The sequence below is a fragment of the Maricaulis sp. genome, from assembly GCF_039978735.1.
Taxonomy (GTDB): Bacteria; Pseudomonadota; Alphaproteobacteria; order Caulobacterales; family Maricaulaceae; genus Maricaulis.
The window spans coordinates 16,502-29,602 of record NZ_JBDWAS010000015.1 but is presented as its reverse complement, the minus strand read 5'-3'; the positions used below and the strand labels follow the sequence as shown (position 1 = coordinate 29,602).

Annotated in this window: 14 protein-coding genes; 11 read left to right on the top strand and 3 right to left on the bottom strand. The window is 64.5% G+C overall.

Annotated features, from left to right (window positions below):
* The 3 genes from ABJO18_RS04835 to ABJO18_RS04825 are packed head-to-tail and all read left to right on the top strand — an operon-like array spanning position 1 to position 2,948.
* On the top strand, positions 1–543 hold the full coding sequence (locus ABJO18_RS04835; RefSeq protein WP_348507192.1) for a YceI family protein: 543 nt from the start codon (positions 1–3) through the stop codon (positions 541–543).
* Positions 544–582: 39 nt separating this feature from the next.
* On the top strand, positions 583–1,539 hold the full coding sequence (locus ABJO18_RS04830; RefSeq protein ID WP_348507191.1) for an L-threonylcarbamoyladenylate synthase: 957 nt from the start codon (positions 583–585) through the stop codon (positions 1,537–1,539).
* The gene (locus ABJO18_RS04825) at positions 1,536–2,948 is read left to right on the top strand and encodes an FAD-binding oxidoreductase (RefSeq protein WP_348507190.1); all 1,413 of its coding nucleotides are present in this window, start codon (positions 1,536–1,538) and stop codon (positions 2,946–2,948) included. The genes ABJO18_RS04830 and ABJO18_RS04825 overlap by 4 nt, the downstream gene beginning before the upstream one ends.
* On the opposite strand, the gene ABJO18_RS04820 is transcribed toward ABJO18_RS04825, so the two are convergent.
* Complete coding sequence (locus ABJO18_RS04820; protein WP_348507189.1) at positions 2,945–4,009, bottom strand: endonuclease/exonuclease/phosphatase family protein; 1,065 nt, start codon at positions 4,007–4,009, stop codon at positions 2,945–2,947. The two genes, ABJO18_RS04825 and ABJO18_RS04820, sit on opposite strands and share 4 nt — an antisense overlap.
* Positions 4,010–4,189: 180 nt before the next feature.
* On the opposite strand from ABJO18_RS04820, the gene yaaA reads away from it, so the two are divergent.
* The 4 genes from yaaA (at position 4,190) to ABJO18_RS04800 (ending at position 7,072) form a co-directional block, all read left to right on the top strand.
* Positions 4,190–4,975 (top strand): peroxide stress protein YaaA, encoded by a 786-nt coding sequence (gene yaaA, locus ABJO18_RS04815; RefSeq protein ID WP_348507188.1) that lies wholly within the window; start codon positions 4,190–4,192, stop codon positions 4,973–4,975.
* A 339-nt stretch (positions 4,976–5,314) separates the two neighbouring features.
* Positions 5,315–6,115, top strand: coding sequence for a 3-hydroxybutyrate dehydrogenase (locus ABJO18_RS04810; protein ID WP_348507187.1), 801 nt, complete (start codon positions 5,315–5,317; stop codon positions 6,113–6,115).
* Positions 6,116–6,158: 43 nt separating this feature from the next.
* Positions 6,159–6,644, top strand: coding sequence for an NUDIX domain-containing protein (locus tag ABJO18_RS04805; RefSeq protein WP_348507186.1), 486 nt, complete (start codon positions 6,159–6,161; stop codon positions 6,642–6,644).
* 8 nt (positions 6,645–6,652) lie between these two features.
* Positions 6,653–7,072, top strand: a complete 420-nt coding sequence (locus tag ABJO18_RS04800) for a TIGR02301 family protein (RefSeq protein WP_348507185.1) — start codon at positions 6,653–6,655, stop codon at positions 7,070–7,072.
* 14 nt (positions 7,073–7,086) lie between these two features.
* Here ABJO18_RS04800 and ABJO18_RS04795 read toward each other — a convergent pair whose 3' ends face one another.
* The gene (locus ABJO18_RS04795; RefSeq protein WP_348507184.1) at positions 7,087–7,773 is read right to left on the bottom strand and encodes a hypothetical protein; all 687 of its coding nucleotides are present in this window, start codon (positions 7,771–7,773) and stop codon (positions 7,087–7,089) included.
* A 174-nt stretch (positions 7,774–7,947) separates the two neighbouring features.
* Between ABJO18_RS04795 and ABJO18_RS04790 the strand changes: the two genes are divergently transcribed.
* The 4 genes from ABJO18_RS04790 to ABJO18_RS04775 all read left to right on the top strand — a co-directional run bounded on the left by ABJO18_RS04790 (position 7,948) and on the right by ABJO18_RS04775 (position 12,102).
* The gene (locus ABJO18_RS04790) at positions 7,948–8,973 is read left to right on the top strand and encodes an efflux RND transporter periplasmic adaptor subunit (protein WP_348507183.1); all 1,026 of its coding nucleotides are present in this window, start codon (positions 7,948–7,950) and stop codon (positions 8,971–8,973) included.
* Between the two features lie 87 nt (positions 8,974–9,060).
* Complete coding sequence (locus ABJO18_RS04785; RefSeq protein ID WP_271184999.1) at positions 9,061–9,756, top strand: ABC transporter ATP-binding protein; 696 nt, start codon at positions 9,061–9,063, stop codon at positions 9,754–9,756.
* Positions 9,753–10,910: an FtsX-like permease family protein gene (locus ABJO18_RS04780; protein ID WP_348507182.1), complete on the top strand. Its 1,158-nt coding sequence runs from the start codon at positions 9,753–9,755 to the stop codon at positions 10,908–10,910. Before ABJO18_RS04785 ends, ABJO18_RS04780 begins: the two co-directional genes overlap by 4 nt.
* A 10-nt stretch (positions 10,911–10,920) precedes the next feature.
* A complete protein-coding gene (locus ABJO18_RS04775) occupies positions 10,921–12,102 on the top strand; it encodes an ABC transporter permease (RefSeq protein ID WP_348507181.1) in 1,182 nt (393 codons plus the stop codon).
* Between the two features lie 202 nt (positions 12,103–12,304).
* Here ABJO18_RS04775 and ABJO18_RS04770 read toward each other — a convergent pair whose 3' ends face one another.
* Positions 12,305–13,066, bottom strand: coding sequence for a hypothetical protein (locus ABJO18_RS04770; RefSeq protein ID WP_348507180.1), 762 nt, complete (start codon positions 13,064–13,066; stop codon positions 12,305–12,307).
* Positions 13,067–13,101 lie beyond the last annotated feature (35 nt).

Sequence of the window (13,101 nt, the reverse complement as noted above, 5' to 3'; positions counted from 1 at the left end):
ATGTTGCGTTACGCGTTTCTTCTCCCGCTGGCCCTCGCTGCCGCACCTGCCGGTGCCCAGTCCTGGCAGGTCGACCGGGCCGGCAGCTCCGTCGGCTTCGAGACGACGGTGTCCGGCGGTGCGGTAACGGGAGAGTTTTCGGACTGGTCGGCCGAGATCGTGCTCGACCCGGCCGATCTGGACAACGCCACCATCTCGGCCCGCGTGCTCACCTCCAGCGGCACGACCGGCAATGGCCAGATGGACAGTTCCATGCTGTCCGATTCCGGCCTGAACCCGTCGGAGTACGAGGCCGCAACCTTTGTCTCCGAGGATATCCGGGCGACGGATGAGGGCTATGAAGCCCACGGCACGCTCGCCATGGCCGGCACCGCGCGCGACATCGTGCTGCCCTTCACCCTCGCTATCGACGGTGGCCGGGCCGTCGCGGACAGCCGCTACACACTCGCCCGCGCCGATTACGGCGTCGGCTCGTCCAGCTGGGGTTCGGCTGCGGCCGAGGTGACCCTCGTGCTGCATATCGAGGCCGATGCCGCCGAGTAGGCTTGCAAGGCAGGGGCGTGAAGCGCTAGCTCACGCCCCATGACCGCTCCGATCAAGCCCGCCGGCTCTGCCGAAGCCATTGCCGAAGCCGCCGCCATCCTGAAGGCGGGCGGTCTCGTGGCCATGCCAACGGAGACCGTCTACGGCCTGGCCGCCGATGCCGCCAATCCGGACGCCGTTGCACGGCTCTATGCCGCCAAGGGGCGGCCGCGCTTCAACCCGCTGATCGCCCACGTCACCGGCCCGAAAATGGCCCAACGCATCGCCGAATGGCCGGAGCTGGGTGCAAAACTCGCCGCGACCTACTGGCCGGGACCGCTGACGCTGGTTCTGCCGAAGAAGCCGGACGCTGCCATTGCCGACATTGCCAATGCCGGGCTCGACAGTATCGCCTTGCGCGCGCCGGCCCACCCGGCGGCGCGTACGCTGATCAGCGCTTTCGGCGCGCCCCTGGTGGCGCCCAGCGCCAACCCGTCAGGCTCGATCAGCCCCACCACGGCCCAGCATGTCGCCGACGGTCTGGGCGACAGGGTCGATCTGATCCTCGATGGCGGCGCCTGCCCGGTGGGGGTTGAATCGACGGTTGTCGCCATCGACGGCAAGCGCGCCATCCTGTTGCGGCCCGGTGGTCTGGCCCGCGTACAGATCGAGCCGATCACCGGCCCGCTGGAAGCCCCCGGGGCCGACGCCCCGCTCGCCAGCCCCGGCATGCTGAAAAGCCATTACGCCCCCAAGGCGGCGATGCGGCTCAATGCCAGCGAAGCCCGGCCCGGCGAGCTGCTGCTGGGCTTCGGTGCCATCGGTGGACATATCAACCTGTCGGAGGCCGGCGATCTCGCCGAAGCCGCCACACGCCTGTTTGCCGCCCTGCGTGATCTCGACGCACGCGGGCCGGAACGCATTGCGGTTGCGCCCATCCCGGATCAGGGTTTGGGTGAAGCCATCAATGACCGCTTGCAACGCGCCGCTGCGCCCAAGGACGACCCGACGCCATGACTGCTGCCGTGACCCTGCCTGCCGACCTGATCGACAATCTCAAGGCCGCACTCGGCCCGAAAGGCTGGAGCCAGGATCCGCAGGAACTCGAACCGCATGTCCACGACTGGCGCGGCCGCTACAAGGGCGAAACGCCGATCCTGCTCAAACCGGCCTCCACCGGGGAAGTCTCGGCTGTGGTCAAGCTGTGCGCCGAGGCCGGCGTGGCGATCACGCCGCAGGGCGGCAATACCTCGCTGTGCGGGGCGGCGACGCCCCAGGGCGAAGTGCTGATCTCGCTGAAGCGCATGACCGCCGTGCGCGAGATCGACACCGACAATGATTCCATGACCGTCGAGGCCGGCTGCGTGCTGGAAAGCCTGCAGCAGACGGCGGAAGGCGCAAACCGCCTCTTCCCGCTCTCGCTGGGTTCCCAGGGCTCGGCCATGATCGGCGGGCTGATTTCCACCAATGCGGGCGGCGTGCACGTCCTGCGCTATGGCATGACACGGGAACTGGTCCTGGGCCTGGAAGCCGTGCTGCCGGACGGCACGATCTGGTCCGGGCTGACAGGCCTGCGCAAGGACAATACCGGCTATGATCTCAAGCAATTGCTGATCGGCGCCGAAGGCACGCTGGGCATCATCACGGCGGCCACGCTGAAACTCTATCCGCGTCCCGGCCGCATGGAGCTGGCCTTCATCGGGATGAACTCCGTGGACGATGCGGTGAAGTTCCTCGGCATGGCGAAACAGGTCTCCGGCGGTGCCGTGACGGCATTCGAGGTGATGCCGAGCCTGGCGCTGGAATTCGTACTGATGCGGATACCCAACACGCGCGATCCGCTGGAGGCGAAACATCCCTGGTATGTCGTCTGCGAGATGAGTTTCGGCCGCCCGGACGGTGCGCGCGAGACCATGGAGGCCGCACTGGAGCAGGGCTTCGAGGCCGGACTGGTCCAGGACGCCGTGATCGCGGAAAACGAGGCCCAGATGCAGGATCTCTGGCGCCTGCGCGAAAGCATCGCCGAGGCCGAACGCGGCCAGGGCCTCGCCGTCAAGCATGACGTGTCGATTCCGGTGTCGAAAATGTCCGCCTTCATCGACGTCGCCACGCAGCGCGTGAACCGGGACTTTCCGGACGGCATCGTCGTCGCCTTCGGCCATGTCGGCGACGGCAATGTTCACTACAACATCGCCTGCATCGATCCGGACGCCCATACCGGCTTCATGGCGCGTGCCGGTGAAATGTCGAAGATTGTCTACGATACGGTGGACGAGTTCGGCGGATCGATCTCCGCCGAGCACGGGATCGGTATCCTCAAGCGCGAGGAACTGGCCAATCGCAAGCCGGTCGATGTGAAGGTGATGCGCGCGATCAAGCAGGCGCTGGATCCCAAGGGGATCATGAATCCGCGGGTGCTGTTCTAGACCGTTCTGGACGCCAGGTATTCGCGCCCGAAATCGACCTTGATCGCCGCCCATAGCGGCAGATGATCGGACATCTGGTGCGTGCGCCAATAGGTCCGGTAATAGAGCGACTTGTTGCCCCGAGGCTCGCCCCGCGACGTAGTATGATAGGCCTCGCCCATATCGGGCACATAGAGCGCCTCGTCATCCTCGCAGTAGACGCAATCGTAGAAGTTGAAGGCACCGGCGGCGACGATCTGGTCGCGCGTCAGGTTCGGCGTCATGAAGGCCATCTGGTCGAAAAAGCGTTCTTCCCGCCCGACATTGGTGACCTGCTGCAGCCCCTCGGGAATGACGAAACCGGCATCGGTCAGCGCCGAGAAGGTGACGTCGTCAGGTGCGAAAATATTGAAATCGCCCAGAAGGATGAGATTGCGCGCCCAGGCGTGATCCTCCTTTGCCCGTGCAGCCATGAAGCGGGCCAGTTCGCGGATTTCGCGCTCGCGATCGGGATCGTCGGCCCGGCTCTCGCCATAGAGGATATGCACGGTCGACAGCATGAATTTGAACCAGCCGGCCTCGAAACCCACGACATAGGGCGTGCGGGCAAGCTGGCTCGCAGGCGAATAGACCAGCCGGCCTGCCTCGTCGCGCGTCTCGATCGGCGGAATGACGATTTCCCCCGCCAGACCGCCAAAGCGCACCTTGCGGCTGTCATAGAGGAAAGCCATCCGCTCCTTATTGCCCCGGGTGCCGTCGGTGACATCGGTCACCAGGTATTTCCACCAGGGACCGAGAAGCTTGCGCAGCCTGTCCAGTGGCGCCGTGTCGAGCCGGACTTCCTGCAGCGCGACAAGATCAAAGCGCGAGATGATCTCGGCGATGTAGTGGTAGGGCTCCATCCCGCGCAGACCGTAGGCGGGACTGTCGAACTCGCGGATATTCCAGGTCGCCAGCAGGAGGGTGGCGTCCAGCGTCTTGGCGGGAATTTCGGCGTCCAGCCGGGCGCCCAATCTGAGGAGACGTGCCGCGATGCGCCGTTGTACCGGATCGGCCTTGTCCAGGCTGTAGAAGAACGACATGGCGACACCTCGCAAGCTGGCGCCAGCATACAACCAAAACGGGCGGCGCGCCATTGGCTGCACGCTTGCCTCATTGGAAAATCCGTGGGCGGACATTGAGAGAACTCATGGCAGAAGCGGCGCCCGGTGCCTTTTCCTGCCCGACCGCCTCCCCTACTTTGGAGGAGAAGGAGGCCTGCCATGCTGATTCTGCTGTCGCCCGCCAAGAACATGAATTTCGACCCGGTCGAACGCGATCTGCCCGCCACCGAGCCATCGCTGATCGACCAGACCCGCATCCTGTCGAAGACGACGCGCCAGCTGACAGCGCCGAAGATCAAGGCGATGATGAAGATCTCCGACGATCTGGCGCGCCTCAACCGCGAACGTTTCCAGGCTTTCGATGCCGATGCGCCGGGCGAGAAGCAGGCGGCTTTTGCCTTTAATGGCGAGGTCTATCGCGGGCTTGAGGCCGACAGCCTGTCGGACGCCGATCTCGACTATGCCCAGGACCATCTGCGCATCCTGTCCGGCATGTATGGCGCGCTGCGTCCGCTCGATGCCATCCACCCCTACCGGCTGGAGATGGGCCGCAAGCTGCACACGCGCCGCGGCGAAAACCTCTATGATTTCTGGGGCGACCGGATCGCGAAAGAGCTCAACAGCCTGCAGGAAGGCAAGGACAATCCCGTCGTCCTGAACCTGGCTTCGAACGAGTATTTCAAATCGGTCGACCGCAAGAAGCTCAAGGGCCGCGTCATCACGGCGAACTTCAAGGAAGAGAAGGACGGGCAATTGCGCGCCCTGATGGTCTTCGCCAAGAAGGCCCGCGGAATGATGGCGCGCTGGGCGATCCAGAACCGCGTCGGGGATCCGGCCGAACTGCGCAAGTTCGATCTGGGTGGCTATCGTTTCGAGGCGGACGGCTCCAGCGAGGACGAGCTTCTGTTCACGCGTCCCCAGCCTGTGGCGGCGAAGGCGGCTTAGGCCTCCATATTCCCCGCACCTGGACAGTGTGCTATCCTCCAAGGGCCGCAGGAGATGGCTGCCACCACCTCCCTTGGCCGCCCTTCAGGCGATGGAGAGCCGGATCAACAGGGTCCACCCGCCGATCCGTCTTCTCCTCACCAAAAGGACGAGGCAGCATTTCGGAAACCGAAACATTGCTCCCTCCTTGGATTGCGCCGGCCTCTTGGGCCGGCGTTTTCATTCTTGCACAAAAAACGCGCATTGGTTGTATTTTGAAAAATACACACCATATGCGTTTCTTGACCCGGCCTCCGGCCTGCCGTTTCTTGCGCGGAGCACAAACTTGAAAGGTGGTTCATGTCTTCCATCCGCACCGATCTCACCGGCCAGGTGGCCATCGTCACCGGCTCCACAAGCGGCATCGGCGCCGCCATGGCCGACGCCCTGGCCGAGAATGGCGCGAATGTGATCATCAACGGTCTGGGCGATGCGGATGCGATCGAGAAAGAACGCGCCGGGATTGCCGAACGGCACGGCGTGGAGGTCCGCTACCACCCCGCCAACATGCTGAAATCCGACGAAATTACCGACATGGTGGCGTTCGCCGAGCGGGAGTTCGGGCGCCTCGACATCCTGATGAATAATGCCGGTATCCAGCATGTCGCGCCGGTCGATGAATTCCCGGAAGACAAGTGGGATGCGATCATCGCCATCAACCTCACCTCGGTCTTCCACGGCGCCAAGGCCGCCCTGCCGATCATGAAGCGTCAGGGCAAGGGGCGGATCGTCAATCTGGCCTCGGCCCACGGCCTCGTCGCTTCGCCCTTCAAGTCGGCCTATGTCGCCGCCAAACATGGCGTGATGGGCTTCACCAAGACGCTGGCGCTGGAAGTCGCCGAACAGGGCATCACCTGCAATGCGATCTGCCCGGGCTATGTGAAGACGCCCCTGGTGGAGAACCAGATCGGCGACACGGCAAAGGCACGCGGAATCACCGAGGAAGAAGTCGTGCGCGACGTGCTGCTGGCGGCCCAGCCGACCAAGCAATTCGTCACCTATGACCAGCTCGCCGGTGCGTTGCTCTATCTTGTCTCCGACGCGGGAGCCAATATGAATGGGTCCTGGATCAGCGTTGACGGTGGATGGACCGCAAAGTGACATTGAGTGCACACAAGGGTGACACAAGGGCCTCATACGAGTGATGTCCGGGACGCATCCGGACACACAAGCGCCCCGTCCCGTGGCCGGCGCCGGCATCGTCGTTTTTCGCGGCGAGGAGGTGTTGCTGATCCGGCGCGGCAAACCGCCTTATGAAGGCGAGTGGTCGCTGCCCGGCGGCAAGATCGAATATGGCGAGACCGCCGCGGAAGCCGCCCTGCGCGAACTGGCCGAGGAGACCGGCACGACCGCCCGGATCGCCGGGCTGATCGATGTCATCGATTCCATCGGTGCGCGCGAACCCGGCCATCCGGGCGACTGGCATTATGTGCTGGTCGATTTTGCCGGCGTGTGGACGGGCGGCGAGCCGGTCGCCGCAGACGATGTCAGCGAGGCCGGTTTCTTTCCCTATGACGAGGCGGTGGCGATGACCCGCTGGGACAAGACGCGGGACGTGATCGGCCGGGCCCGCGCGATTGTCGAGGCGCTGGCAGATCCAGCCTTGAGCGCGCCACAATCGACGTCATGATGCCGGCCATGATCCCGACGCGTCTCCTGCTTGCGGTCGCCCTGGCCATGGCTCTGCCGCCCCTCGCGGAGGCGCAGAAGCCGTCGCGCGAGCCGGCGCAGGGCGAGGCCCGCTACGAGCAGGATCTCGACCTCGACCGCACCCTGCCCTTCCTCGCCTATACGCTCGGTGAGCTGCACTATCTGGCCTATGCCTGCGAGGGCGACAATGCCCAGCAATGGCGCGACCGCATGGTCGAACTCCTTGCCATGGAAGCCTCGGACAATGGCCGCCGCCGCGACCGGCTGATCGAGAGTTTCAACGAGGGCTATCGGTCGCAGCAGCGCTACCGGGCGCGGTGCGGCGCCGAGGCCGATGCGGAACGCCGCGCCCTCGCCCATCGCGGCCGCGACCTCTCCGACATGATGCGCTCGGCCTATTTCGACTGACCGGACCTGGCCCCTCAAGGCGTTGCGGTGTTGAAATTTCTCAGGACACGATAGGTGATCGAGGTGTTCGTGGCCTCGACGATTTCCAGCTGCGCGCCCTGATAGCCGATCAGCGTCGAGGCCGAGAGATCGTATTCCACGGCATTCGAGAAGGCGGGCCGGGCCATGTTCCCAGAGAATTCGCGATAGCCGATATTGATGCGATCCCCGACACGCCCGTTATAGATCAGGGTCTGCTGGAAGGAGTTGTCGCGTTCGAGCACGCGCTCGGTGCGCTCGAAGGCGCGCTCCCGGCAGGCGCGGATATTGAACGCCGTGACGACACACAGCTGGCCGGCCTCGCTGCCGGCCTGGATCGAGACCGGCGGGTCCATGAAGGCACCGGCGATCAGCCCGCCGGGCGCTGACGATCCGAAAGCGAAGCCGTGATAGGTATGGGTCTCGTCCTGACCGGTCTGCGGATAGAAACCGCCCTGCAGCGTATAGCCGCCGATCTGTGTTCCCGCGGGGACGTCGATGCCCTGCGTCCGCGTCACCTCGCCCTGCGCCAGCAATACGTCCCCGACACGGGCCGTGACCGTCTCACCGATCGGCGGGCGGCTGAAGGCACTGCGTTCCGGCACGTAATTGTGCTGCGGTGTCGCGCAGGCGGCCAGCGCGATCGCGATTATTCCCAGACCTGCCAAGCTTGCCGCGCGCATCCTGCCCTCCCCGACAGACCATGTCAGACAAGCACAGGAACGCCCGAACAACAACCTTTAATTGCTTGTGATAAAAAAGCACTTTTCTGACATGTGGGACACAAGCCCCGATTGTCCCGTTTCAAATCTCTTCATGACCGTCTATTCATGCCCGGACGGGAATGAGGGGACAGGATGTCGGATCGCCGTTCACAGCTGGAATCCTTGAGCATTGACCGCAACGAGCCGGAAGGTGGCGGCGGTGTCTCTGTTGGCGTGACCGCCGCGATCGCGCTGGTGGTCGCCGGTCTTTCGGCCGGCGGGACCTGGTATTTCACCCGCAGCAACACGCCCGATCCGGCGCCTGCGGCGCAACAGCCCGCCACGCCCCCGCCAGCCAGCGAGCCGGCCACGCCCGCTGCCGCGAGCACCGAACGCACGCCGCGTTCGTCCGGACTGGTTGCGACCGGCTATGTCGTGGCGCGGCGCCAGGCGACGGTATCCGCCGAGATCACCGGCCGGATCAGCGAGGTGCTGGTCGAGGAAGGCACGGTGGTCGAGGCCGGCGAAGTGATCGCCCGGCTCGACGATGACCGTGCCCGCATCCAGCTGCAATTGCTCGAGGCCCAGCGCGATGCTGCCCAGGCACGCGCCCGCTCCCTCATGGCCCAGCTGGCCGAGGCCGAGCGCGTGTTCGAGCGCGCGCGAAACCTCGCCGACCGGGATATCGGGTCGCAGGCCGCCGTCACCGCAGCCCGCGCCCAGGCCGACAGCCTGACCGCCCAGATCAATGCCGCCCGCGCCGACTACCAGGCCGCTTCAGCCCAGGTCGCCAGCCAGGAAGACCTGATCGACCGGCATATCGTTCGCGCCCCCTTCGCCGGTGTCGTTGTCGCCAAGAATGCCCAGGTCGGCGAGATCCTGTCCCCGGCTTCGGCCGGCGGCGGTTTCACCCGGACCGGTGTCGCCACCCTGGTCGACATGGCCTCGCTGGAGATCGAGGTCGATGTGAATGAAGGCCAGATCGGACGCGTCTCGCCGGGCCAGCGCGTGGAAGCGCGGCTGGATGCCTATCCGGACTGGCGGATCGCGGCCCATGTCGAGGCGATCATCCCGACCGCCGACCGCGCCCGCGCGACCATCCAGGTGCGCGTCGCCTTCGACGAGCGCGACGACCGGATCCTGCCGGAAATGGCGGCTCGCGTAATCTTTGTTGAGTAAAAGAACTTTATTTTGTAAAGTTAAATCCGAACACGATGACGGCGCCCGCTCCGGGGAGGAGACGGGCGGACCGGGAGGACTGACACGATGACATCGCTCTACGAACTCAAGGACCTGTCCAAGCGCTATACGCGCGGCAAGGAGACGATCACCATCTTCGAAGAGCTGACCATGTCGATCCCGCAGGGCGATTTCATTGCCATCATGGGACCGTCCGGTTCGGGCAAGACGACGCTCTTGAACCTGCTGGGCGGCATCGACCGCCCCTCCTCCGGCTCGGTGGAGTGCGAGGGCGTTCGCGTGGACAAGCTGTCGGAAGGCAAGCTGGCCAAATGGCGCTCGCAGCATGTCGGCTTCATCTTCCAGTTCTACAATCTGATGCCGACGCTCACCGCGGCCCAGAATGTCGAACTTCCCCTCCTTCTGACCAAGCTGTCGGGCAAGCAGCGCAAGGAGCGCGTTGCCACGGCGCTGGACATTGTCGGCCTGGCCGACCGCAAGGGCCACCGGCCGCGCCAGCTCTCCGGCGGTCAGCAACAGCGCGTCGCGATTGCCCGTGCCATCGTCGCCGACCCGAAAGTCCTGTTGTGCGACGAGCCGACCGGTGACCTCGACCGCGCCTCCGCCGACGAGATCCTGGAAACGCTGCAATTGCTGAACCGGGAACTGGGCAAGACCATCGTCATGGTCACCCACGACCCCTCGGCCGCCAAATACGCCGCACGCGAACTGCATCTGGACAAGGGCCGCTTCATCGAGGCCAAGGCGGAGCCGGCGCAATGAACGATCTCACGCTGATCCGGAAGAATCTCTTCCGCAAGAAGCTGAGGGCGATCCTGCTGACCCTGTCGATCCTGATCGCTTTCTTCATCTTCGGCATTCTCGGCGCCTTCAACCGGCTGCTGAATGCCGGTGTCGAGATGGCTGCCGCCGATCGCATGATCACCATGAACACGATCAATTTCACGGTCTCGATGCCCTATGCCTATTGGGGCCGGGTGCAGGGCGTTGAGGGTGTGCGCAATGTCTCTCACATGACCTGGTTCGGCGGCTATTATCAGGACCCGACGCAAATCGTGCAGACCTTCGCGGTCGACCCGGCGACCTATCTGGAAGCCTATCCGGAAATCGTCGTCCCCGCAGACCAGGCCGAGGCTTTCACGACCAACCGGACCTGCCTGATGGTCGGCCAGATGCTGGCACTCCAGTATGGCTGGGAGATCGGCGACCGGATTCCGCTGCTGTCGAACATCTGGCAGAAGCCGGACGGGTCCTCGAACTGGGAATTCGATATCTGCGCCATCTATACCGGCTCCGAGCCGGAAATCTCGACCATGGCCGCCTACCTGCACTACGACTATTTCAACGAGTCGCTGGCCTTCGGTCAGGACCAGATCTCGATGATGATCATCAACACCACGGATCCGGCGGTGAATGAGCGGGTGGCGCAGGAAATCGACGCCATGTTCGCCAACTCGCCGGCAGAGACCAAGACGGCGAACGAAGCCGCCTTCGCCAGGGCCTTCATCGACCAGATCGGCAATATCGGCCTGATCATGCTCTATGTCGTCGGCGCTGCTTTCGGCATCATCCTGCTGATCGTCGGCACCAGCCTGATCATGGCGATCCAGGAACGCACCAAGGAAATCGGCGTGATGAAAACGCTCGGCTTCCCGGCGCCACGCATCTTCCGCATGGTGCTGATCGAGTCCGTGCTGCTCAGCCTGGTCGGCGGTCTGCTCGGCATCGGCCTGGCGGCCGGTCTGCTTCAGGCCCTGGCCCCGCTTCTCGCCCAGGTCCTGCCCGGCATGACAGTCACCGGAAGCATTTTCGGCATCGCCGTCGCACTGATGCTGGGCTTCGGCGTGATCACCGGCCTGGCGCCAGCCCTCAACGCCCATCGCGTGCGCATCGTCGACGCGCTCGGCAAGCAATAGGAGACGCGCCATGTTCAATCAGATCGGCGCCGTCACGATGATCAATCTGCGCTCGCTGCATCAGCGGGCCGGCCTGTCCATCGCCACCGTGCTTTCCATCGCCCTGGTTGTCGGCGTGCTTCTGGGCTTCCTCGCCATGGCGGCCGGCTTTCGCCAGACCCTGTCGGGCACCGGCTCGGAGGATGTCGCCATCATGCTGCGCGGCGGCTCCCAGGCCGAACTCAACAGCAATCTGTCGGCCGAACAGTTCCGCATTCTGGAAACGGCCCCCGGCATTGCCACGGACAGCGACGGGCAGCCGCTCGTTTCCGGCGAGCTCTATGTGGTCGTGAACGCCATCAAGCGCGGTTCGGACACTGAAGCCAACATGCCCCTGCGCGGGGCTGGCCCGCAAGCCGCCGCCCTGCGCGGCAATTTCCGCCTTCTCGAAGGCCGCATGTTCGAACCGGGCACGAATGAGCTGGTCATCGGCGAAGCCGTGCAGAGCCAGTATGCCGGCTTCGAACTCGGCGAAAGCATCCGCCTGGGCAATAACGAGTGGGTCGTGGTGGGCATTTTCTCGACCGGCGGTTCTGTCTTCGAGGGCGAGATCTGGGCCGATATCGGCGTCGTGCAGAACCTCTACCAACGCGGCAGCTCCATGCAGTCCGTACGCGCCCGCCTCACCACACCGGACGCCATCGAGGAACTGCGTGATTTCGCCGAGAACGATCCGCGGCTGGAACTGGACATCACGTCGGAAGTGGACTTCTACGCCGACCAGAGCGGCGGCATGGCCGACATCATCACCTATATCGGTTGGCCGCTGGCCATCACCATGGCGATCGGTGCGCTCGCCGGGGCGTGGAACACGATGTATTCCTCGGTCGACACCCGCATGCGCGAGATCGCCACCCTTCGGGCCATCGGCTTTTCCGGCTTTGCTGCCGCCGTTGGCACAATGGTGGAATCGCTGGTGCTGGCTGCCCTGGGCGGCCTCGTCGGCGCACTCGCCACCTATCTCCTGTTCAATGGCGTCTCGGCCTCCACGCTGGGCTCGGGCTTCACCCAGGTCGTGTTCTCCTTCGCCGTGACCGGCGGATCGGTGATTGCCGGCATGGTGATGGCCGTGGTGATCGGCTTCTTCGGCGGCCTCGTCCCCGCCATCCGCTCGGCCTATGTACCCCTGCTGACGGTGCACCGGAGCGAGTAGGTTTTTTTCTGGCGCTACGCGCCGCCCCTCATCCGGGCTTCGCCCACCTTCTCCCCGGTCGGGGAGAAGGGGTTTCCAGCGGAGCCACGTTCCTCCTCTCCCCGGTCGGGGAGAGGAAGTGCGTAACCCCTTCTCCCCCGCCGGGGAGAAGGTGCCGCGAAGCGGCGGATGAGGGGCGGCCGCGGCAGCGGCCACGCAAAACCTACCCGTAATACGCGTCCTCGGCCGCGCGGAGTTTTTCCTCGTCCTTGTGCGGGGGGAGGATTTCCATTTTTACGTGGCGGCGGCGATTGGTGGAGATGACGAAGAAACGCTTGTCGGGATGGTCCAGCTTGCTTTCGAGCATGGCCGATGTGATCAGGTCGACATTCTTCAGATCGTCGTCCGACATGCCGAAGGAGTGCGGCAGCTGACGGCCATACTGTTCCAGCCCCATCTCGACGCATTGCCGGATGGCGCGGCGCTTCAGGCCGGCCGTGGTGAGGTGCGGGCCCAGCTCGTCGCGGATTTCCGGATTGGAGCAGGGATAGATCGCCAGATAGTTCGGCTCTTCGGGCAGATGGCCGTGTTCGACCAGGAGTTTCAGGCCTTCGCGAATGGTCTCGCGGGAGTGCTGGCGCGCCGTGATGATCGCCACCGGGCGACGCTTGAGCACGGCGTACTTGAAGATCTCCCAGGACGGGCCCTTCCAGCTGGCGGTATCGAGCGCCCGGCGCACATCGCGCAGCAGGTATTCCTCGCCATTGCGATCCTTGCCGTCGGCAAACTCGCGATAGGCGCGCGCCGGCGGATCGGCCCAGTCTTCCCACAGGCCCGGCACGCCGAGATAGGCCTTGATGTCCTCATACTCGTGCTGGCGCATGGCCTGCTCTTCGCCGGTCATCGTGTTGAGCAGATGGATCCGGGTCGGCAGGTGGAGAATATTCTCGTCGATATCGAAAAAGTAGAAGCTCTGGCGATCCACGCGGACTGTCCTTGCTCGGTAGCGCTGTCGGTTTC

Excerpts from the sequence above, each read along its gene's own strand:
- ABJO18_RS04830 (WP_348507191.1), top strand. The coding sequence starts at position 583 with ATGACCGCTCCGATCAAGCCCGCCGGCTCTGCCGAAGCCATTGCCGAA.
- ABJO18_RS04790 (WP_348507183.1), top strand. The coding sequence starts at position 7,948 with ATGTCGGATCGCCGTTCACAGCTGGAATCCTTGAGCATTGACCGCAAC.
- ABJO18_RS04820 (WP_348507189.1), bottom strand. The coding sequence starts at position 4,009 with ATGTCGTTCTTCTACAGCCTGGACAAGGCCGATCCGGTACAACGGCGC.
- ABJO18_RS04825 (WP_348507190.1), top strand. The coding sequence starts at position 1,536 with ATGACTGCTGCCGTGACCCTGCCTGCCGACCTGATCGACAATCTCAAG.
- ABJO18_RS04780 (WP_348507182.1), top strand. The coding sequence starts at position 9,753 with ATGAACGATCTCACGCTGATCCGGAAGAATCTCTTCCGCAAGAAGCTG.
- yaaA (WP_348507188.1), top strand. The coding sequence starts at position 4,190 with ATGCTGATTCTGCTGTCGCCCGCCAAGAACATGAATTTCGACCCGGTC.
- ABJO18_RS04835 (WP_348507192.1), top strand. The coding sequence starts at position 1 with ATGTTGCGTTACGCGTTTCTTCTCCCGCTGGCCCTCGCTGCCGCACCT.
- ABJO18_RS04775 (WP_348507181.1), top strand. The coding sequence starts at position 10,921 with ATGTTCAATCAGATCGGCGCCGTCACGATGATCAATCTGCGCTCGCTG.
- ABJO18_RS04785 (WP_271184999.1), top strand. The coding sequence starts at position 9,061 with ATGACATCGCTCTACGAACTCAAGGACCTGTCCAAGCGCTATACGCGC.
- ABJO18_RS04805 (WP_348507186.1), top strand. The coding sequence starts at position 6,159 with ATGTCCGGGACGCATCCGGACACACAAGCGCCCCGTCCCGTGGCCGGC.
- ABJO18_RS04810 (WP_348507187.1), top strand. The coding sequence starts at position 5,315 with ATGTCTTCCATCCGCACCGATCTCACCGGCCAGGTGGCCATCGTCACC.
- ABJO18_RS04800 (WP_348507185.1), top strand. The coding sequence starts at position 6,653 with ATGATCCCGACGCGTCTCCTGCTTGCGGTCGCCCTGGCCATGGCTCTG.
- ABJO18_RS04795 (WP_348507184.1), bottom strand. The coding sequence starts at position 7,773 with ATGCGCGCGGCAAGCTTGGCAGGTCTGGGAATAATCGCGATCGCGCTG.